Origin of the sequence: Epilithonimonas caeni DSM 17710, assembly GCF_000426465.1 — a bacterium.
GTDB classification, from domain to species: Bacteria; Bacteroidota; Bacteroidia; order Flavobacteriales; family Weeksellaceae; genus Epilithonimonas; species Epilithonimonas caeni.
Window position 1 is genome coordinate 77,343 of record NZ_AUFK01000001.1, and the last position, 21,040, is coordinate 98,382.

Here is a 21,040-nt window from a genome sequence, read left to right on the forward strand (position 1 = left end):
ACTATCCTTTGGGATAGTCTTTGTATGGGTAATGTTGTAGGTATTTATACGGTACTCATTCAGTATTTATATGCTAACTTCTGATTTTCTTGAAAAGATCCTTCCTGTCTTTCAGCTCTAACAGGCTATAAATATTTTTGATATGATATTTTACCGTACTCTCTGTAATGAAAAGTTTTTCTGCAATTTCTTTATTTGACAATCCATCAATCATCAATTTTAAAAGATCTTTTTGTCTCTCTGTTAGCTTTTCTACATCATTCGGAGACAAATATTGATCTATAGAATCGTCATTATAATCGGGATTATTCTGAGAATAATAATTTAGCTCCCGATTCACCAACTCCAGCTCTTTCTTGATCCTGAATTTATCTTTTTTCAGATTCTTAGTTTTCCTGTAAAAAGCAAACACTACAAATCCTGCCACCAGAACCACAACAACAAGTACAACAATAACCCCAAAAAGGTCAGACTCTTCATGCTTCAATTGCTCCTTTTCTACGAACGCCTTGTCCATCATATGCATTTCAGCAACTTTTGTCTCCAGATCGTCCATTTTTCTAAGTGTATCCAGCAAAGCCCCAATAGAATAAGCATCATCAAGACGTCCATTCAATTTATAAACCTTCTCCATTTCAGAAGCAGAATAAATCTTATATTTCAGTATATTACAGCTTTCCGCCATTTTCATACTTTCCTCATAGATATCCTCTGCTTTCCTTACATCCTTCTTCAAACCATATAACTCAATCATTTTTCCAAAAACCACAGGTGTATTACAGGTACTAACCCCTTTCATTATTTTCAAAGCCTCATTATACTTTGCCTCAGCCTCTTGTAGTTTATTATCCTTTAGAAACAAGAAACCTTCCTGCATAAGAATATATGCATCATCCTCCGGATGTGCATTAATATATTTTTGGGCTGCAATATGGGCCATAGCTTTTTTACATTTGTCATACTGGTTGGAATCAAAATAAACAAAAGCATATTCATAATCCAGCTTCATCCTCAACAAATTATCATTCGGCAATGTCTTTGCGATAGCTTCGGATCGATTGAGATAATCCAGACACATCATATGATCATTCACACTACGATAGGTTGTGGCAATATAAAAAAGAATATTAGCTTCTTCTTCCTTTGTCAGATTATCAGAAAGCAAATAATCTGCAAGCTTCTTCTGGGACAACTTATGATTACCCTCCCTGTTATACCTGATCACCTCCTCTTCGATTCGCTCCAGGTCAAGTCCCTCAGCACCGAGGGAACCACAAAAGAACGTTAAGAATATTACAACAAAATAACGGATAGATTTATAATTCATTTGTGTAAATCGTGTTTTTTATTTAAACCGAATTTTTCAATACAGGCAAAACCTTTAAAAATTCATCCACAAAAATAACTAATTATTAGTATAATATTCTTACACATATTATATTTTTATAATTTCTAACGTAATTCTTAATCAAAAACAACTTAATTTAACAAATGTTTGTTTGAATTTCTTCTTTATAAATAGATTTTTGCATAAAACGAAATAGGGGTTTCTTGATCAAATACTACGTTGTTATTGTTTTTTCCAAGTGATTTTCAATATATATCATCGCTTTTTTTGGCTAAAAAAATTATATTTGTCGTCAAATCTAATTTATAATAAAGTTTCATGAGTAAAATTTCGGACAGACTGAACAGACTGAGTTATTCTCAGACTTTCGTAATGAGCAACAAAGCGCGCGATATGAAGGCGGCAGGAATAGATGTAATAAGTTTAACCTTGGGGGAACCGGATTTCGATGTCCCACAAAAGATAAAGCAGGCCGCTTTTGATGCTATTAATGAAAATTACAGCCACTATTCTCCTGTCCCTGGATTTTTAGAACTCAGACAAGCTATTTCCGCAAAACTGAAAAGAGATAACGACCTTGACTATAAACCTACACAGATCTGTGTTTCCAATGGTGCAAAACAATCAATAATCAATGTTCTATTAGCGATCATCAATGATGGAGACGAAGTGATCCTTCCAGCTCCTTATTGGGTAAGCTATGATGAGATGGTAAAAGTTGTTGGCGGGACTTCCGTTTTTATTGAAACTTCCATTGAAACTGAATTCAAAATTACTGCTGAACAACTGGAAAAGGCAATTACACCAAAAACGAAAGCTTTGCTTTATAGCTCACCATGCAACCCTTCCGGAAGTTATTACACAAAAGAAGAGTTGGAAGCTATCGCAAACGTAATGGCAAAATATCCCGATATCACGATCATCTCTGATGAGATCTATGAATTGATCAATTATGGAGGAAAGCATATTTCAATTGCAAGCTTTCCACAAGTTTATGAACAAACTGCGGTTATCAATGGAATGAGCAAGGCTTTTGCAATGACAGGCTGGAGAATAGGTTATTCTGCCTGTCCAGCTTGGTTGGCAAGCGCTTGTGACAAAGTTCAGGGACAAATGACCAGCGGCGCCAACACAGTTGCCCAGAGAGCTTCTATCGCTGCTTTGCAAATGGATCCATCCGAATTGCAATATATGATCACCGAATTCCACAAAAGACGTGATCTGGTTTTCGAATTGATGAAAGACATCAAAGGTTTCAAATGCAATCTTCCAAAAAGTGCATTTTACTTCTTCCCTGATATTTCTTATTACTTAGGAAAAAATCTGAATGGAACTGAGATCAAGGATGCAGACGATTTTGCAATGTTCCTTTTGGAAAATGCCCACGTCGGTTGTGTTGGTGGAGTAAGCTTCGGAAGCCCGGAGTGCATCCGTTTCTCTTATGCTGCTTCGGAAGCAGAATTGAGGGAAGCAATGAGAAGAATCAAAGATTGTTTAGACCAATTTTAATCTTGTTATTATTTATAAAAACAAAGCATCACTTTTTCAGTGATGTTTTTTTGTTAAAAAATTTTAAATTTTCTGACTTTGCTCATTTTATTTGTTAAGTAATTGTTTGAAATTTGAAGAGGTTTTTAATAAAATATGATATAAAATAATCATTTTAGGCTTAAAACCCTGATATAACACTGTTAGTTTCGAATCTTTTGATTTGATAGATTTTATAAATCAAATTTTAATATTCAATTCACAAAACCTTTGTAATTTCGCTTCTGTTAATTTTAAACAATTTAAAACTTAAATATTATGTCATTAGTAGGTAAATTATTCCCAAATGTAGCGATCGATGCAATGAGCGAAATGGGTGACGATCTTAAGATCAATGTGTTTGAAGAAGCGGTGAATAATCAGCAAAAAGTTATTTTGTTCTGGTATCCAAAAGATTTCACTTTTGTTTGCCCTACAGAATTACATGCTTTCCAGGAAGCTTTACCAGAATTCCAAAAAAGAAATACGATCGTAATTGGTGCGTCTTGCGACACAAACGAGGTTCATTTCGCTTGGTTGAACACGCCAAAAGACAACGGAGGAATCGAAGGTGTAACTTATCCGATCCTTGCCGATACTCACAGACAACTGGCAAATATCCTTGGAATCGTAGATCAGGACCTAGATTATGATGACGAAGGAAACGAAGTTTTCACAGGTTCTAACGTAACTTACAGAGCAACTTATCTGATTGACGAAACCGGAAAGATCTTCCACGAGTCTGTAAACGATATGCCGCTTGGAAGAAACGTGAAAGAATATCTTAGATTGATCGATGCTTATTCCCACGTTCAGAAGCACGGAGAAGTTTGTCCTGCAAACTGGGAAGAAGGAAAAGATGCAATGAACGCTAACAGAACCGGCGTTGCAGAATACTTCAGCAAAAACTAATTGATCTTCATAATCAATTATCATTTATAATTAATCATTAATAATTGTAAAATGTACATAGAACTAACAGAAGATAACTTACAACAGATCGTAAGTGAAAATGACAAGGTAGTAGTTCAATATGGCGCAACCTGGTGCGGAAACTGCAGAATTATGAAGCCAAAATTCAAGAAATTGGCTTCTGAAAATGATGCAATTCCTTTCTACTATGTTGATGCAGAAAAATTACCGGAAAGCAGAAAGCTAGCAACTGTTGACAATTTGCCAACCTTTGCAATATTTCAAGGTGGAGCTTTGAAAAATCAGGTTCAGACCAATCAGGCAGAAAGTCTTAACAATCTTTTCAACGAGATTAAATAATTGAATTGATATGAAATTACCAATTATAAGACAGTTTTATCAAAATCAAACGCCGGAAAATCTGGAAGCAACTTTGGAAGTTTTGGAAAGCTTTTCAGAATTCCGAAATGTTTCTGAAGAAGATTTGAATGTTACGGGAGAATTGATCACGAACATTTGTGGAGCTTTGGAAGTTCACGCAAACGTCAATAACGGAATGAGCGAAAAAGATGCTTTGAATTCCTTTGCTCAGAAAGTAATGGGTTCAATAGACAAATAAATAGTTTATTTTTTGTAAAAAAGGCTTTGGAAAGAGATTTCTAAAGCCTTTTTTATTTATTTTTGAATTAAATCAAAAAACTATGAAGGATTTTATAGCTGCTCTTCCAAAAGCAGAATTACATTTACATATTGAAGGAAGTTTCGAGCCAGAACTGATGTTCGAAATTGCTCAAAGAAACCAAATCGAAATCCCATATAAAACAATCGATGAGGTTAAAAAAGCTTATCAGTTCTCATGTCTTCAGGATTTTCTGGATATCTATTATGCAGGAGCCGGCGTTTTGATTCACGAGAGGGATTTCTATGATTTGGCAATGGCTTATTATCAAAAATGTTATGAGAATAATGTAATCCATACAGAGATAATGTTCGACCCGCAAACCCATACAGAACGAGGAATTGCGTTTGAAACAGTTATCAACGGATTGCAAAAAGCAAGATTGGATGCGAAGGAAAAATGGGGAATCAACTCTCTGTTCATCATGAGCTATCTGCGCCATCTATCAGAAGAATCTGCTTTTGAAACTTTGAAACAATCACTTCCTTATAAAGATTTGATAACTTCTGTCGGTCTGGATTCATCTGAAATGGGAAATCCGCCAACCAAATTTAAAAATGTATTTGAAGCTTCTGTAAAAGAAGGTTACATTCCTGTTGCTCACGCTGGCGAAGAAGGTCCTGCTGAATACATTTGGGAAGCCATTGACATTCTTAAAGTTGCAAGAATTGACCACGGAAACAGATGTCTTGAAGATGAAAATTTGGTTAATGAAATTGTAAAAAGAGATTTAGCTTTAACAGTTTGCCCACTTTCCAACCTTGAATTGAGAAATACGGATGTAATGACCAATCATCCTTTGAAAAAACTTTTGGATAAAGGAATAAAAGCAACCGTTAATTCTGATGACCCAGCCTATTTTGGAGGTTATATGAATGCCAATTTCGAAGCAGTTCAGGAAGCTCTGGATCTTTCTAAAGAAGATATTGTCACACTAGTAAAAAACTCTTTCAACTACTCTTTTGCAACTGATGAGCAGAAGAGGTACTATCTTGAAAAAGTAGATGAGGTGATTGCTGATTTTAATTAATCACTTTTAGGATAACATCTAACGCAATATTAATCTGAAATAGCTGTTTAGATTCCTACGGAATGACAAAATTATAGTTTAATTTGAAAATCAATTTTTAAGAATCATCAGACTCCTTTTATGATTTTGGAAACCATAATGTTCATAGAGTTTTTTAGCTTTTTCATTATGGTTTTCTATTTCCAGAAGAACAATTTTAAAATTATTTTCAACCGAATAATCCTTTACAAATTCCAGAGCCTTTTTGCCCAGAGATCTCCCCTGGAATTCTGGTTTTATAAACAATTCATCTAAAAACAAAATCTCCCCACCAAATTCAAAACTGAAATATTTAGTAAGGATGATATAACCCGCAATTTGACCTTCAAATATAATTTTGAAACATTGTCCATAACCATCGTTATTGATGAATTTTACAAAATTATCAATTGTGATTTTTTCATCAAACGGATAAAGGTCGATCGCATAGAAATCCTTCATCATTTGGGATAAATCTGGAATATCGGAGATATCTGCTTTTAAAATTTCATGATTCATTTTTTCTTCTTTTCTCGCCAAAGCCAAGGTGCAATCGGGTTCTTATCTTGCCAAAGTCCTACTCTGTTTTTTCGGGCTTCGGTTTCCAACATTGCATAATCGGCATCTTTGGAGTATTTTTTATAATGCCAAGCCATTCCTAGTTTCAGCATTTGTTGATTCACATTTTGACCTTTGTCATTTGTGACAACCGCAATCAGCCTTTTATATCTATCGTATTTTTCTGCATGAATCGAAACAATTTGACCAAAACAAAGATCAGATAAGGCCTGTTTGGCATTATTACCAAAAGGCTGGGTTCCTCTTTTCTCCGGAGAATCGATATGAGCAAGACGGACTTTGATTGGCCTTTTCTTGTATAGAATTTCCATAGTATCGCCATCCATTATCCCGATGACTCTAGCAGAAAATGTTTTATGACTGAGATTTTCTTTTAATTGACCTTGTCCGAAACTTAAAACCGAAAAGAGGATCAATACTAAAAATCTATTCAAAATACTAGATCTCAAATTTCTTCTTTGCCAATTCCTTCCTTACTCTGCTCAAACTTTCCGGCGTGATCCCAAGATACGAAGCGACCATCCATTGTGGCACTCTCAGCATCAGATTAGGATATTTTTTCAGAAATTCAAGGTAACGTTCTTCTGCTGTTGTACTGATAAGTGCATTTACGCGGTTCTGAAGATTCTTGATATGATTGAACATCAATCTTTGATTTTTCTCGGCAACTTCCGGATATTCTTTAGTAAGGTGTTCAAAAAAACCATCTCGTGTGATAACAATTGTGCTTTCTTCAATAGCTTCAATATAAAATCTGGATTTTTCGTTCAGCAATTGGCTGGTTGTGTCAGAAATGATCCAACCTTCCGGCGCAAACTGAATCACGTGTTCTTTTCCGGCTTTATCGATAGAATACATCCTCAATAATCCTTTTTCAACAAAAAAAGTTGAATCCGAAACCTCTCCTTCTCTTAGTATGATTTCGTTTTTTTTGACTTCCTTTACTTCATAAAAAGAAGAACAAAATTCAAGACTATTAATAGGAACGCCTAATATTTGCGAGAGGTGATTACTAAAATTTTGATAAACCATGATAAAATAACGGAAAAATCTTTATAAAATTAAACTACACTGTTTCCAAATCGATATTCTGATGAGAAGCATTGTGAGTAGCTTTCCCCTTTTCCAGAACTATTAATTGCGGACTTTGATGAACCACATCAAACCGAGACTCTATTTCATTGGAAATTGGCCGATTGGCTAACAAATCTAAGAAATAATAAGCATAATCCTTATCAGAATTCTGCATTTGTTTCTCAAAATTCTTCAGCACGGTTTTGCTGATGAAACAACGTGTAGAATGTTTGAAAATCAAGACTTTTTGCTGTGAAGACCTCTCAACAGCAGAGTCCAGATCCTTTTCTGATTCCAATTTTTCCCAAAGACTTTTTGCCTGGTCCTGCTCTTCTTTTTTACCAAATAAATGATTTAAAAATCCCATAAAATCGATTTGAGTAAAATTATGATTTTCCTATTGAAGTAGAAAACAAATATTATTTTTTTTATTCACCACAAAAGTCACAAAAGTTTCTTTTTAAATTCGCACTAATTTCACAAATCTAGTTGATGATAGAAATTAAAATAAATCTCATTAATATTTTCTTTTGTGACCTTTGTGGTTTATTTATTAATGATGATGAAAAAGATGTCCGCCTAAAGCCAACGCAATTCCACAAACAACAAGGATGATCTTTGTCCAGTCCATCTTGTGATTCTTATTACTTTCGAAAATAATGACCGAAGAAATATGAAGAAAGATCCCACCAACAACAGCAAGAAAATAAACTTTCAAATTCTCATCAAAATATTTTCCAAGCAACATCCCCAAAGGTGAGGCAAGGGCAAAAACCAAAACGATCAGCCAGAATTTGGTAGAGAAATTTTTGCTGTGAACCAAAAAACTTCCCAAAACAAATGAAATAGGGATGTTATGGAACAAAATCCCCAAAAGATATGGCGACAGGGTCTCTTTCTCGTGTGACAAAGGGATTCCTTCTATAAAAGCGTGAACAAAAAGCCCGATGATCAAGGCAACAGGAATGATAGAATGTTCGTCGGAATGATGATGAAGATGCCCGTGTTCAAAACCTTTTGTAAGACTCTCCAGCAACATCTGGATCAAAACGCCCAGAATTACAAAAATCCCGATATTATGGTCTTCTGAATGATAGACTTCCGGAAAAACCTCGTTCAAGCAGATCGTTATAAGGAAGCCCGCACTTAGAATGAGAAGATTTTTTGCGAATTGCTGTTTACTCCCAAAATATTTTCCGAGAAAAACACCAATCAAAACACTTAATATCAGTAGAAGTATGATCATCTTAAAACTTGGTTCTTTTAACTTTCGACTTATTTCTTTCTAAACAAATTAATACATCTTTGGGAATTATTTTCATCAAAATCATTCAGTTGATAATCGCCCCAACGTTTAATGAGTTCGAATCCGAATTCTTCTGCAAAGTTCAGAATTTTCTCCGGAGAAGTAAGTTTTACACGTTCAAAAAAATGATGTTTTTCATCATCCGCTTCGAAATCGATTTCTTTCATAATATATTCGCCTTCAATATGTTTCTTGATATTGAAAACAATATTTTCCCTTTCGATAAACATTTGTGGAGTGATGACTTTTCTTACATATTCTGCATTCAGGAAGTCGAGAACAAAATAACCGTTATCTTTCAAAACCTCGGAAACAGAACGGAAAACGCTTTTGTCTTCTTCTTCTGTTTCAAAATATCCAAAGCTTGTGAAGAGATTGAAAACCGCATCCACAGGTTCATTATCAATCCTGTTTCTCATATCGTGAACTCTGAACTTCAATGATTCGGATTCGAATTGTCTATCATAATTGATACTTTGTTCCGATAAATCCAGACCAAGAACATCGTAACCCAACTTATTAAGATAAATCGAATGTCTGCCTTTTCCGCAGGCCAGGTCAATTATTTTGGAGTTTTTTTCAAGTTTCAGAAAATCAGTCAAAAGATTCAGAAAATCCTCAGCTTCTTTGTAATCGTGATTTTTGTAGAGAATATGATAATATGGTGTATCAAACCATTCTTCGAACCATTGCATCTTGCAAAAATAAGGATTTTTGGTTGACAGTTGATAGTAGTTTGTTGATGGTTTTTATAAGTTATGATAATTTCTATCAACTATAAACTAACAACCAATAACTAAAATCCATATTTTTGCGCTATGAATACAGATAATCTGCAAATACAAATCAAAACTTTCTTTGGACTAGAACAGGTTTTGGCTGAGGAAGTCAAGAAATTGGGAGGTAAAAATGTCGAAGCTAGAAACCGTGCGGTAACTTGCGAAGGCGACCTTGGTTTTCTTTACAAACTCAATTATTCTTGCAGAACTGCTCTTAAAATTTTGGTTCCGATAATGGAATTTAAAGCTTTTAATGAGAGTAAATTCTATGATAAATTATTCAAATTTGAGTGGGACCAGTTTTTGGAAAAACATCAGTCTTTTGCAATTGATGCCACTGTAAATTCCGAGAGGTTCAATCATTCTCAGTTTATGACCTTGAAAATGAAAGACGCAATCGTTGATTATTTTCAGGATAAATATAAAATCAGACCGAGCGTTAATAAAGATAATCCTGATATCAAATTCCACCTTCATATTGACAGGGAATTGGTTTCGATTTCTCTTGACAGCTCTGGTGATGCACTTTTCAAACGCGGTTACAGAAAGGAACAGACTGTTGCACCAATTAACGAAGTTCTTGCAAGTGGAATGTTGCAACTTGCGGGTTGGGACGGAAAAGGAAACTTCCTCGACCCCATGTGCGGTTCCGGAACATTATTGATCGAAGCGGCGATGATTGCAATGGATTTGCCGGCTCAGACTTTCCGAAGAAATTTTGCGTTCCAGAACTGGAAAAATTATGACGCAGAATTATTCAGAACCATCAAAGAAGTTCGCCTCAATCGCGTGAAGGAATTCACTGGAAAAATTGTCGGTTACGATATCGACCATTTTGCTTTGGACGCTGCAGGAACGAATGTAGAATCTGCTGAAATGGAAGATATCATCACACTTAGAAATAAGAATTTCTTCGATTCTGAGAAAGATATGTTTCCGTTGTTGATGGTTTTCAACCCGCCTTATGACGAGAGAATCAGTATTAATGATGATGATTTTTACAAAAAAATCGGAGATACTTTCAAACAACATTATCCCAATACTTTGGCTTGGCTGATTTCTGCCGACCTAGATGCACCAAAGAAAATTGGACTCAGACCTTCCCGAAAAATCAAATTATTCAACGGAAAATTGGAAACAAGATTCTTGCAGTATGAGATGTATGATGGTTCTAAGAAAGGGAAATATATAAATAAAGAAGAATGATCTGGGATTTGATCGAATTATTTTTTGATTTTTTAAGTATCTTTTCTTCCGATGGAATTGGGAAAAAGAATAATGATAAAGAAGCTAGGAAGCATTTCAAGAGTTTAAAATGACAACAATATCCATCATCATCGCAATCTTTAACAGAAAGGACGAATTATTCGAACTTCTGAATTCTCTTTCCCACCAGACAGATAAAAACTTCGAGGTGATAATTGTAGATGATGGTTCCATTATTAAGCTTCTTCCGACTGTGGAGCTATTTGAGGATCAATTGGACATTCAGTTTTTCAGAAAGGATAATTCAGGTCCGGGACTGAGCCGAAATTACGGCGCAAAACGAGCGAAGAATGACTGGCTTGTTTTTGTAGATTCTGACGTGATTGTAGAAACAGATTACATCGAAAATATTAAGAAAAATCTGATTGAAAATCCGGCAGATGCTTTTGGTGGGGCCGATAAAGCACATAAAGGTTTTAACCTGATGCAGAAGGCAATCTCCTACTCGATGACTTCGGTTTTCACAACCGGTGGAATACGTGGAAATAAAAACGCAGTTACGAAATTCCAGCCAAGGAGTTTCAATATGGGCGTCAACAAGGAAATTTTCCTGAAAATCGGCGGTTTCTCAGAAATGAGAATCGGTGAAGATCCGGATTTGTCGATGACGCTTTGGGAAAATGACCTCACAACCAAATTCTATGACAACATCGGTGTCTATCATAAACGAAGAACAGATTTTGGGAAATTCTCAAAACAGGTTTATCAATTCGGTTGTGCAAGACCGATTCTTAATCAAAGACACCCGAAATATGTAAAGCCGACATTCTGGTTCCCAAGTTTATTTTTATTAGGATATCTGATCGGGATTATCCATTATTTTGTTTGGGGGAATGGGTTGATTCTCGCTTTGTATGGACTTTACACGTTTCTTGTTTTTTTCCACGCCTTGATTTTAACAAAGAATATGAGTATTGCATCAATGGCCGTGATTTCAACTTACATCCAAATGTTCTCTTATGGCTATGGATTTTTGAAATCCTGGTTCAAACTCAATATTCTCAAACAAACGCCGAGAGAAGCTTTTCCAAATCATTTTCATTGATTTAATTAACATTTAATTATTAATTGTAAACAATTCCTTGGAATATTTTTTGTAAATTTTGGTATCATTAAATTTATAAAAACCATGTCAAAAAATATTGCTGACCAATTTGTCGAAATCCTTGTCAAAACGGGAATAAAACGCATATATGCTGTCACTGGTGACAGCCTTAATTTTTTAAATGATGCTATAAAACGTGAAGGTTCCATCCGATGGATCCACGTCAGACACGAGGAAGTTGGCGCATTCGCTGCTGCTGCCGAAGCTGAACTGGAAGGTCTCGCCGTTTGCGCTGGAAGTTCCGGACCTGGTCATGTGCATCTCATCAACGGACTTTATGAAGCCAACAGAGGTAATGTTCCGGTTCTGGCAATTGCTTCAACCTGTGAAAGTTCGGAGTTTGGAACTTCTTATTTTCAGGAAACCAACACGATCAAATTATTTGACGACTGTTCGGTTTATAACCAAATCGCTACAACGCCGGAACAGGCACCGAGAATGTTGCAAGCTGCTCTTCAGCATGCGATCTCCCAAAAAGGTGTCTCTGTTTTGGGAATGCCCGGCGACCTTTTCGAGGCCAGATCTGTAAAGAATATCAGTTCTGACCTTGTTTTTAAAACCAATCCAATAATTATTCCTGCAGAAGAAGAGATCAATTGGATAGCTAATCATCTTAATTCAGGGAAAAAAGTGGCGATCTATTGCGGCATTGGAGCTTCAGAAGCACATACAGAAGTTATTGCATTGGCAGAAAAGCTAAAAGCACCAATCGGATACTCTTTTCGTGGAAAAATGGGAATCCAGTACAACAATTCTTACGAAGTTGGGATGACAGGACTTCTAGGCTTACCTTCTGCTTTCAAAGCGATGCACGAGGCTGATATTATTTTATTACTCGGAACGGACTTTCCTTATGTGAAATTTATGCCTGTGGACAAAGTGATCATTCAGATCGATGACAAACCGGAACGCTTGGGACGAAGAGCACAATTGACAAGAGGTTTTGCCGGAAAAATAAAAGATTCATTGACCAGTCTTTTGCCTTTGATCAAAATCAATGATGACAGACATTTTCTTGATAAACAATTAGAATTTTATCAAAAGGTAAAAAGCAACCTCCGATCTTATGTTGAAGATAAAGGCAAAGAGAATTATATTTCGCCAGAATTTGTAGCAGAAACCATCAATTCACAAGCTGACAAAGACACAATTTTCACTGTGGATACGGGAATGTGCTGTGTTTGGGGTGCAAGATATCTGGAAGCAACCGGCGAAAGAAAACTTCTGGGCTCCTTCAGTCATGGGACGATGGCGAATGCAATGCCAATGGCAATCGGAGCACAACTATCCCGTCCGGACAAGCAGGTTGTTGCGCTTTGTGGCGATGGCGGGCTTTCTATGTTATTGGGCGATATCGCCACCATAAAACAATATGAATTACCTATAAAGATCATCGTCTTCAACAACCGTTCTTTGGGAATGGTAAAACTGGAAATGGAAGTAAACGGAATCCCTGATAATGAGACAGATATGATGAATCCTGATTTCGGGTTGCTTGCCCAAGCCTTTGGGATCAAAGGGATCAATGTCAATGATCCTGCGAAAGTCGAAGAAGCAATCTCTGATGCCTTTACAACAAAAGGACCTGTACTCGTGAATATTTTCACAGATCCAAATGCGTTGGCAATGCCGCCAAAAGTTGGTTGGGAACAGATGAAAGGAATGGGCATTGCGATGACGAGAATGATGCTGGATGGGAATTTCAAAGAAGTGGCAGATACAATTGCCAGCAATTACAAACACATCAAAGAAGTTCTATAAATACCGGAAAGCCCAATTTGATTGGGCTTTTCTAATCTAAATAAAAAAAGCTTCATAAGAAATTATGAAGCTTTTAAGAAAATAATATATATAACCTTAGTTAAAAAAACTATCTTAGAGAAATCATTCTGCTGAAACTGTCGCCATCTTTTTCAACATTGATAATGTAAGTTTCAGGATTTGCAGGATTCAAATCGAAGGTCAAATCGATAGATCCATCTTTTGCAACGTTGTTTTTGCTGTAGTAAGTGTTGTTTGCTGTATCGAAAATAGAAACTTTCACATCTCCGATTACATTTGACATTTGTAATTTTACAATATTTTTATTAATAGTGTACTCCGGTTTTGAAATGGCAGAAACCGGCTTTTTTTCTAAAGAAACATTGTCGCCGTCCACTACGATCTTATATTTTTCAATCTTGGCATCAGATTCTGCAACGAGGAAGTAAGTTCCGGAAGCCATCCCGCTCATGTTGTAAGATTTCTCAACATTCTCACTTTTAAGTGTTTCAGAAAAAATTTCGTTTCTGTCACTATTATAAACGTATAGGGAAACATTTTTTGCATTCGAAACTTCGAAATGCAAAGTCTTCTGGCTAACTTCACCAATAGCTACAGAAAAATCTTTATCCTTAGCCATCATACTTGTAGAGATGAATATACTTGCTACAAGAAAACCAAATTTTAATATACCTTTCATAATAATTTCTTTTTAATTGTTTTACTATGCAAATGTATTGCAGATAAATCTCAAATAATACAATACAATTTTCATTTGTATGTTCTATATTAACATTAACTAAATATTAATTAATAAAATAAGGTAATTTAAAACACATTGAGTAAATTTGTACTATGAAACATTACAATCCTGTATTAGAATCTGTAAGCCCGGATGTCGGCAGCAGCTTTACTTGTTTGAAATATTCGAGAAATGGGAATATCAAGACAAACTTCTGGCACTATCACCCTGAGATCGAATTGATATTTGTGTTTGGAGGTTCCGGCAAGAGACAAATTGGGAGCAATATTTCTTACTTCACAGATGGCGACCTAATCCTCATCGGAAGCAATCTGCCGCATTGTGGGATGACGAATGAAAACACCAAAAACGATTATGAAGTTGTGATACAGTTTTCGATGGACTTTCTGGGTCCGCAGTTTTGGAAAGCGCCGGAAATGATACGAATTTCCTCATTATTGGAAAAAGCAAAAAGCGGAATTGTCTATGGCGAACAAGTGAAAAAAGCTTTGAAACCAAGAATAGATGCTTTGACAGAAGCCTCATCCTTGACCAAATTGATGATCCTGGTCGAGATCCTGGACGAACTTTCCCAAACCCAAGATTACAAAATCCTGAATGCTTCAAAGTATTATCTGCAGACCCAAAAAGAAGACAATGACCGCATCAGCGTGATCTTCAATTATGTGAAAGACAACTTCAAGGAGCAGATCGCTTTGGAAACGGTTGCAGAATTATCCAATATGACGGTTCCTTCCTTTTGCCGATATTTCAAAAAAATCACGAATAAAACGTTCACTCAATTTGTGAATGAATATAGAATCACACATTCCTTAAAACTTTTGGCAGAACAACCGATGAGTATTACGGAAGTCTGTTTTGACAGCGGATTTAATAATTTTAGTTACTTCAATAAGACCTTTAAAGAATACACAAAAAAAAGCCCTTCCCAGTATAGAAAGGAATTCAGTAATGTGATTACCTGATACCTATTACATATGTTTTTTATCATTCCTGAAAGTTTTATAAAAAAAACATGTCAAAGTATCAAAAATATTCTCTAATTTTAATTCAATATTAATTATTTCTGAATGAAAACACTTTTACTCGTAAGACATTCCAAGAGTGATTGGCCAGAAGATATCGAAGACTTTGACCGTCCTTTGACAGATCAGGGTATAGTAAATGCTACAAAAATGGGCAATTATTTAAAAGAAAGATCAGTAGATATCGAGTCATTTATATCGAGTCCTGCAAAGCGTGCTCTCCATACTTGTGAATTATTTTCAAAAGTTTTTCAAAAATCCTATTCAACAGATGCAACATTATACAACCCCAGGGAAGCTAATTTCGAAAATTTAATATACGGTTTAGATGATTCCATCAATTCCGTTGCATTATTTTCACATAACAACGGAATCTCAAATTTTGCAAACTCCCTAACAGACGAGATTGTGAATCTCCCAACATCCGGAGTGGTAGGCTACGAAATAGACTGCGATAGTTGGAGCGATTTTGAAATGGCAAAAAAACGCTTCCTATTCTTCTATTCCCCGAAAAATTTCAATCAATAATTTATAAATAAAAAACTCCCGGATCTGGGAGTTTTTGTTTTATTATAATATTACTTTTATAATTCTAAAGCCTTTTGATAAGCATTCTCCAAACCGTCAAGATTTTTCCCTCCAGCAGTTGCGAAGCCCGGATTTCCGCCGCCGCCGCCCTGGATTTCTTTTGCCAAATCTTTTACGATAGCTCCTGCTTGATAACTAGAAGCCAGATCATCAGAAACACCAACGGTGATCATTGGTTTTCCGTCTGCATCGGAAAGGATAATAGTTACAGAAGTAGGAATTTCTCTTTTTAATTGGAATACAATGTCTTTTACAGAACCTGCATCAAGAGATGTTTTCTTCACCAAAAGCTGCTTGTCTCCTTTTTGTTCGTAGGCATTTTTCCAGTCTCCGATTTCTCCTTTTGCCTTTTCTTTTTTGAAGGCTTCAACCTCTGATTTTAAAGAAGTGTTTTCTTCAATTAATTTTTCAATCGATTTTACAATATCTTTAGATTTCAGCAATTGAGAAAGTTCGTTAATCTGCTTTTCTAAATTTTTGAAATATTCAGCGGATTTATCTCCGGAAATTGCTTCGATCCTTCTGATTCCTGCTGCAGCAGAACTTTCGGAAACGATCTTGAAATGACCGATCTCGCTGGTGTTTTTCACATGAGTTCCACCACAAAGTTCCATCGATGTGCCGAACTGGATCATTCTCACATTGTCGCCGTATTTCTCACCAAACAAAGCCATTGCACCTCTATCCAGAGCTTCCTGAATCGGAATACTTCTGAATTCCTGCAACGCAATACTTTCCTTGATTTTGGCATTCACTTTATCTTCAACCAGCTTCAATTCTTCATCTGTCATTTTACTGAAATGAGAGAAATCGAAACGAAGATAATCGGGACCTACGAATGAACCTTTCTGCTCAACATGAGTTCCCAAAACATTTCTCAAAGCCTCGTGCAACAAATGCGTTACAGAGTGGTTGGCTTGTGTGTTTTTTCTGTCGGCTACATTGACTTTAGCATAGAAAACAGCGCCTGCATCTTTCGGAAGTCCATTGATCAAAGAAATGATCAATCCGTTTTCTTTTTTAGTTTCTAAAACTTCAAAACTTTCGGTAGCATTTTCAAGAACTCCTTTATCCCCTATTTGTCCACCACCTTCAGGATAGAAAGGCGATTCGCTCAACACCACCTGATAAAATTCTCCGTCTTTATTTTCTACTTTTCTGTATCTCGTAATATAAGTTTCGGATTCGATTTTGTCGTAACCTACAAAGTTTTCAGGTTTTTCCTCCAACGTAACCCAATCGTAAACTTTCTGGGCAGAATCGGCTTTGGAACGTTGCTTTTGTTCATTCAAAGCTTGTTCAAATCCGGCTTCATCGATGGTTAAGCCTTTTTCTTCCGCAATGATTCTTGTTAAATCATCAGGGAAACCATAAGTATCGTACAATTCGAAAACCTCTTCCGTCGGTAATACTTTTTTACCTTCAGAAATCGTTTGCTGAATTAATTTATCAACTCTGATTAAACCTGTTTCGATAGTTCTTAAGAAAGATTCTTCTTCACTTTTAATCACTTCAGTAACCAAAGTTCCCTGCTTTTCCAGCTCCGGGAAAAATTTACCCATTTGTTCCTGGAGAACAGCAACCAATTGATAAAGAAAAGGTTCTTTTCTGTCTAAGAATCTGTACGCGTAAGAAATTCCTCTTCTCAAAATTCTTCTGATCACATAACCGGCTCCTCCGTTGGAAGGTAATTGGCCGTCAGCGATCGCAAAGGAAACCGCTCTGATGTGGTCAACAACTACACGGATAGCGATGTCTTTCTCATCCGTTAAAATTCCTGTATATTTTTTACCGGAAAGTTCCTCAACTTTAGCAATTAAAGGCGTGAAAACATCCGTATCGTAATTTGATTCTTTCTGTTGCAAAGCCATACAAAGACGCTCAAATCCCATTCCTGTATCGATGTGTTTTGCAGGAAGATTTTCCAGAGTACCATCTGCTTTTCTATTGAACTGCATGAATACGAGATTCCAGATTTCCACAACCTGAGGATGGTCATTATTAACTAATTCTAATCCTGAAATTTTCGCTTTTTCTTCTTCACTCCTCAAGTCAACGTGAATCTCAGAACAAGGCCCGCAAGGTCCGCTTGCTCCCATTTCCCAGAAATTATCTTTTTTGTTTCCATTGATAATCCTGTCTTCAGAAATCAATTCTTTCCAATAATTGTAAGCTTCGTTATCTCTTTCAAGGTTTTCTTTTTCGTCCCCCTCAAAAATGGTTACGTAAAGATTTTCTTTTGGAATTTTGTAAACTTCTGTCAACAATTCCCAAGCCCAAGAAATCGCTTCTTTTTTAAAGTAATCACCAAAAGACCAGTTCCCCAACATCTCAAACATTGTGTGATGATACGTATCACGTCCAACATCATCCAAATCATTATGCTTCCCAGAAACTCTCAAACATTTTTGAGTATCGGCAATTCTTGAGGCTTTCGGTTCTTTGTAACCTAAAAAATAATCTTTAAACTGTGTCATTCCTGAGTTGGAAAACATCAGCGTCGGGTCATCTTTCAGAACAATGGGTGCGGAAGGAACAATAAGATGTTCTTTGCTTTTGAAGAAATCTAAAAATTGCTGTCTTATCTCTTGTGAAGTCATAATTTAATTTTGCTTGTTTTGAAGCTTTTTGTGGTTGGCAAATTTAATGAAATTATGTGATTTTGAGAATGTTTTTCTATGTCTAAAATTGAAATTTATGACAAATCTGCGGCCGGGATAGTAAGGGCGCGAGTGAAACGAGCGGTCTTGTCGGAAATTTTTAATTTTTGACAAGACGAAACCCCTGAATAGCCCAAGATGTCCGCCCAAAAATGTATTATTTATAATGCTGAAAGATCCCAAAATCCGAAGGTGTCCAAAGTGCTGCTTTTTGGCCGGCTGCTTTCAGTCCATTGTTTGCCCAAGTGTTGCAAGTATAAGTGAAGTTGTAACTGCCTTTGGCATCATAGAAAGCATCATCGTTTCCATAAACAGCATCGGTTTTTATCAATATATATTTCCCTTGGGAATCTTTATCAAATCTATCATCGATGAACTTGACGAGATTCTGATATTGCTGTTCTGTCAGCATCATTTTTTTACAATCGCCTCCTATTTTCATTTGTTTGTAATAAGTGCAGTGCATTGCCGAATCGCTTAACCAAAAGGCCGCTTTGAAAGCTGTTGAAAATTTGAGATCCGCCCAGGTTGGTGTATCAAGATAAAAACCCTTATCGCCCCAACCGAAAGAGATATGATTGAAATCTGTCTGTTTTCCTTTTGTATTCTCGAATGGCAACTTCTCGCTCCAATCAATATATTTCGTCCTGACAGGTAGCACCAGATCGGTATGGACACCATTGGTAAGGATATACAGTTCTATGGTTTTTGGCTCATCTGTTTTCTCAGCTTTTACAGGAATATAAGGAATCAGCAATCCCAAAATGATATACAAAAAAACGACTCCAATAATGAAGCCGGTTATTTTTATGATTATTAGCAGCATTTTTTTCATTCGGTTGTTTTACGAATCGTAGAGAACATTAAAGATAATAAAATTTTCGAAGCAAAATAGATATGTTAATTTTTTTTAATTTTTCTTGGATTTATGGAAATTTATTTTGAAATTTAATATCGAAAAATCATTAGTATATGCCGAAAAAACGCCAATCCAACAAAAGATTAAAAATTAGAGTAAAAGTTGCACCTAAAAGAGTTCAAAAAAGAAAATAACTCTATAAACGGGATTTTACTCTGACAAGAAATCGAGATTCCGTTTTAGACCTGCAAACTTTGTCCGTTTAACTGCGGACTTTCTGAAAACCGAGGAAAAAATTTCTTGGGTAATGTCTTTCCACTCTTTTTTTGTAAAGTTTTTGAGCTGAGAATTCGGTTGAAATTTCTCTTCCAAAGTAGGAGCCGAAAAACGATTCCAGGGACAAACATCCTGGCAGATATCGCATCCGAACATCCAATCGTCCATTTTGGCTTTGAAAAAGTCAGGAATCTGGTCTTTCAGTTCGATGGTTGCATAAGAGATGCACTTGCTTCCGTCGATGATCTTATCAGAAATTATCGCTTGAGTAGGACACGCATCGATACATTTGGTACAGCTTCCACAATGGTCTGTAACAGGAGAATCTTCGACCAAATCCAAATCGCAGATAATCTCCGCCAAAAAATAAAAAGAACCGTATTTTTTGGTAATCAGGTTAGAGTTTTTCCCCACCCAGCCAATTCCGGATTTCCGAGCCCAGGCCTTTTCCAAAACCGGCGCCGAATCTACAAAAACACGAAAAGAGAACTCTCCTATCTCATCCTGAAGTTCCGTGACCAGCGTTCTCAGTTTTTCTTTGATAACATCATGATAATCTTCTCCATAAGCATATTTTGCCAACTTGAAATTATCATTTTGAAGTTTTTCTTCCGGAAAATAATTATAACTCAAAGAAATAACAGATTTAGAACCTTCCACCAGCAATCTCGGATCCAGACGTTTATCGAAATGGTTTTCCATGTATTTCATCTCGCCGTGGTGATTGTTTTTCAACCAACTTTCCAGATGAGAAGCTTCCTCCTCCAAGAAATCTGCCTTTGAAATCCCACATGACTGAAACCCAAATGCAGAAGCTTTGGTTTTGATAAGCTGTGTGTGTCTTTCTTTGGGATTCATAAATATTCTGCGAAATTAATGTTTTATAATTTATCGCAAAGACGCAAAATATTTACTATAATAATTCTAAAGGGGAAGTCGCAAAGTTTTTAAATCTTCGATTTTTCTATTAAGATTTTTCCAAAATTTTTATCTTAAAGTAAGCTCTCTTTTTGAAATTTATATTGTAGTTTTGTTATAATCAAAACAGTAAAAATTTAAATTTATGGCAATAGAAGATGTACTGAAAGCAGGAAACTATCATCTGATCGATGTTCGTGAACCTTTGGAACTGGAAGTTGATGGAAGCATCGCGGAAGCGAACAATATTCCTTTAGGCGATATCGAAGCTCACATCGATGAAATCAGAGCTTTGGATGGCAATGTAATATTCTTCTGCAGATCTGGAAACCGTTCCGGAAAAGCAACAGATTTTTACAAATCCCAAGGATTTGAAAACGTTTACAATGGTGGTGGCTACAATGACCTTAGCCAGACTTTGGAAAATCTTTAAGATCAGAATTTCATAAAAAAATTAAAGCGGGAATATTTCTAGTCATGGTCGGAAGATTTTCTTCCGACTTTTTTGTTTTTATATGCGCAAAAAATAATTTTACAATTACCTGATAATCAAATAATTAACTTGTT

General features: G+C 36.0%; 22 protein-coding genes. 11 read left to right on the plus strand and 11 right to left on the minus strand.

Annotated features, from left to right (window positions below):
* Positions 1-73: 73 nt before the first annotated feature.
* Positions 74-1,327: a LuxR C-terminal-related transcriptional regulator gene (locus tag K319_RS21725; protein WP_027381815.1), complete on the minus strand. Its 1,254-nt coding sequence runs from the start codon at positions 1,325-1,327 to the stop codon at positions 74-76.
* 339 nt (positions 1,328-1,666) lie between these two features.
* Here K319_RS21725 and K319_RS0100325 point away from each other — a divergent pair, with 339 nt between their 5' ends.
* The 5 genes from K319_RS0100325 to K319_RS0100345 all read left to right on the plus strand — a co-directional run bounded on the left by K319_RS0100325 (position 1,667) and on the right by K319_RS0100345 (position 5,496).
* Positions 1,667-2,857 (plus strand): pyridoxal phosphate-dependent aminotransferase, encoded by a 1,191-nt coding sequence (locus K319_RS0100325; RefSeq protein WP_027381816.1) that lies wholly within the window; start codon positions 1,667-1,669, stop codon positions 2,855-2,857.
* A 297-nt stretch (positions 2,858-3,154) separates the two neighbouring features.
* Positions 3,155-3,787 (plus strand): peroxiredoxin, encoded by a 633-nt coding sequence (locus K319_RS0100330; protein WP_027381817.1) that lies wholly within the window; start codon positions 3,155-3,157, stop codon positions 3,785-3,787.
* Positions 3,788-3,838: 51 nt separating this feature from the next.
* Positions 3,839-4,147 (plus strand): thioredoxin family protein, encoded by a 309-nt coding sequence (locus tag K319_RS0100335; RefSeq protein ID WP_027381818.1) that lies wholly within the window; start codon positions 3,839-3,841, stop codon positions 4,145-4,147.
* A gap of 10 nt (positions 4,148-4,157) precedes the next feature.
* The gene (locus K319_RS0100340) at positions 4,158-4,406 is read left to right on the plus strand and encodes a DUF6952 family protein (protein WP_027381819.1); all 249 of its coding nucleotides are present in this window, start codon (positions 4,158-4,160) and stop codon (positions 4,404-4,406) included.
* Between the two features lie 82 nt (positions 4,407-4,488).
* The gene (locus K319_RS0100345; RefSeq protein ID WP_034671101.1) at positions 4,489-5,496 is read left to right on the plus strand and encodes an adenosine deaminase; all 1,008 of its coding nucleotides are present in this window, start codon (positions 4,489-4,491) and stop codon (positions 5,494-5,496) included.
* A 90-nt stretch (positions 5,497-5,586) separates the two neighbouring features.
* Here the strand turns inward: K319_RS0100345 and K319_RS0100350 are convergent, their stop codons facing one another.
* The 6 genes from K319_RS0100350 to K319_RS0100375 form a co-directional block, all read right to left on the minus strand.
* Complete coding sequence (locus tag K319_RS0100350; RefSeq protein WP_027381821.1) at positions 5,587-6,033, minus strand: GNAT family N-acetyltransferase; 447 nt, start codon at positions 6,031-6,033, stop codon at positions 5,587-5,589.
* Positions 6,030-6,527 (minus strand): thermonuclease family protein, encoded by a 498-nt coding sequence (locus K319_RS0100355; RefSeq protein WP_034671127.1) that lies wholly within the window; start codon positions 6,525-6,527, stop codon positions 6,030-6,032. Before K319_RS0100355 ends, K319_RS0100350 begins: the two co-directional genes overlap by 4 nt.
* Positions 6,528-6,531: 4 nt before the next feature.
* A complete protein-coding gene (locus K319_RS0100360) occupies positions 6,532-7,125 on the minus strand; it encodes a Crp/Fnr family transcriptional regulator (protein WP_027381823.1) in 594 nt (197 codons plus the stop codon).
* Between the two features lie 34 nt (positions 7,126-7,159).
* The gene (ytxJ, locus tag K319_RS0100365) at positions 7,160-7,534 is read right to left on the minus strand and encodes a bacillithiol system redox-active protein YtxJ (protein ID WP_027381824.1); all 375 of its coding nucleotides are present in this window, start codon (positions 7,532-7,534) and stop codon (positions 7,160-7,162) included.
* A gap of 186 nt (positions 7,535-7,720) precedes the next feature.
* Positions 7,721-8,413: a ZIP family metal transporter gene (locus tag K319_RS0100370; RefSeq protein ID WP_027381825.1), complete on the minus strand. Its 693-nt coding sequence runs from the start codon at positions 8,411-8,413 to the stop codon at positions 7,721-7,723.
* Between the two features lie 29 nt (positions 8,414-8,442).
* The gene (locus tag K319_RS0100375) at positions 8,443-9,168 is read right to left on the minus strand and encodes an SAM-dependent methyltransferase (protein WP_027381826.1); all 726 of its coding nucleotides are present in this window, start codon (positions 9,166-9,168) and stop codon (positions 8,443-8,445) included.
* A 123-nt stretch (positions 9,169-9,291) separates the two neighbouring features.
* Between K319_RS0100375 and K319_RS0100380 the strand changes: the two genes are divergently transcribed.
* From K319_RS0100380 to K319_RS0100395, 3 genes are all read left to right on the plus strand, one after another.
* Positions 9,292-10,458, plus strand: coding sequence for a THUMP domain-containing class I SAM-dependent RNA methyltransferase (locus tag K319_RS0100380; RefSeq protein ID WP_027381827.1), 1,167 nt, complete (start codon positions 9,292-9,294; stop codon positions 10,456-10,458).
* A 109-nt stretch (positions 10,459-10,567) separates the two neighbouring features.
* Entirely contained in the window at positions 10,568-11,563 is a 996-nt protein-coding gene (locus tag K319_RS0100390) for a glycosyltransferase (RefSeq protein ID WP_027381828.1), read from the plus strand.
* A gap of 84 nt (positions 11,564-11,647) precedes the next feature.
* Entirely contained in the window at positions 11,648-13,384 is a 1,737-nt protein-coding gene (locus K319_RS0100395) for a thiamine pyrophosphate-dependent enzyme (protein ID WP_027381829.1), read from the plus strand.
* A 109-nt stretch (positions 13,385-13,493) separates the two neighbouring features.
* On the opposite strand, the gene K319_RS0100400 is transcribed toward K319_RS0100395, so the two are convergent.
* The gene (locus K319_RS0100400; protein ID WP_027381830.1) at positions 13,494-14,084 is read right to left on the minus strand and encodes a T9SS type A sorting domain-containing protein; all 591 of its coding nucleotides are present in this window, start codon (positions 14,082-14,084) and stop codon (positions 13,494-13,496) included.
* 155 nt (positions 14,085-14,239) lie between these two features.
* On the opposite strand from K319_RS0100400, the gene K319_RS0100405 reads away from it, so the two are divergent.
* Together K319_RS0100405 and K319_RS0100410 are read left to right on the plus strand one after the other, a co-directional pair.
* The gene (locus tag K319_RS0100405; RefSeq protein ID WP_027381831.1) at positions 14,240-15,112 is read left to right on the plus strand and encodes an AraC family transcriptional regulator; all 873 of its coding nucleotides are present in this window, start codon (positions 14,240-14,242) and stop codon (positions 15,110-15,112) included.
* Between the two features lie 105 nt (positions 15,113-15,217).
* Entirely contained in the window at positions 15,218-15,700 is a 483-nt protein-coding gene (locus K319_RS0100410; protein ID WP_027381832.1) for a SixA phosphatase family protein, read from the plus strand.
* 56 nt (positions 15,701-15,756) lie between these two features.
* On the opposite strand, the gene alaS is transcribed toward K319_RS0100410, so the two are convergent.
* The 3 genes from alaS to queG form a co-directional block, all read right to left on the minus strand.
* Complete coding sequence (alaS, locus tag K319_RS0100415) at positions 15,757-18,360, minus strand: alanine--tRNA ligase (protein ID WP_027381833.1); 2,604 nt, start codon at positions 18,358-18,360, stop codon at positions 15,757-15,759.
* Positions 18,361-18,577: 217 nt separating this feature from the next.
* Complete coding sequence (locus K319_RS0100420) at positions 18,578-19,255, minus strand: TIGR02117 family protein (RefSeq protein ID WP_027381834.1); 678 nt, start codon at positions 19,253-19,255, stop codon at positions 18,578-18,580.
* Between the two features lie 234 nt (positions 19,256-19,489).
* A complete protein-coding gene (gene queG, locus K319_RS0100425; RefSeq protein WP_027381835.1) occupies positions 19,490-20,413 on the minus strand; it encodes a tRNA epoxyqueuosine(34) reductase QueG in 924 nt (307 codons plus the stop codon).
* Between the two features lie 205 nt (positions 20,414-20,618).
* On the opposite strand from queG, the gene K319_RS0100430 reads away from it, so the two are divergent.
* On the plus strand, positions 20,619-20,906 hold the full coding sequence (locus tag K319_RS0100430; RefSeq protein ID WP_027381836.1) for a rhodanese-like domain-containing protein: 288 nt from the start codon (positions 20,619-20,621) through the stop codon (positions 20,904-20,906).
* Positions 20,907-21,040: the final 134 nt, after the last annotated feature.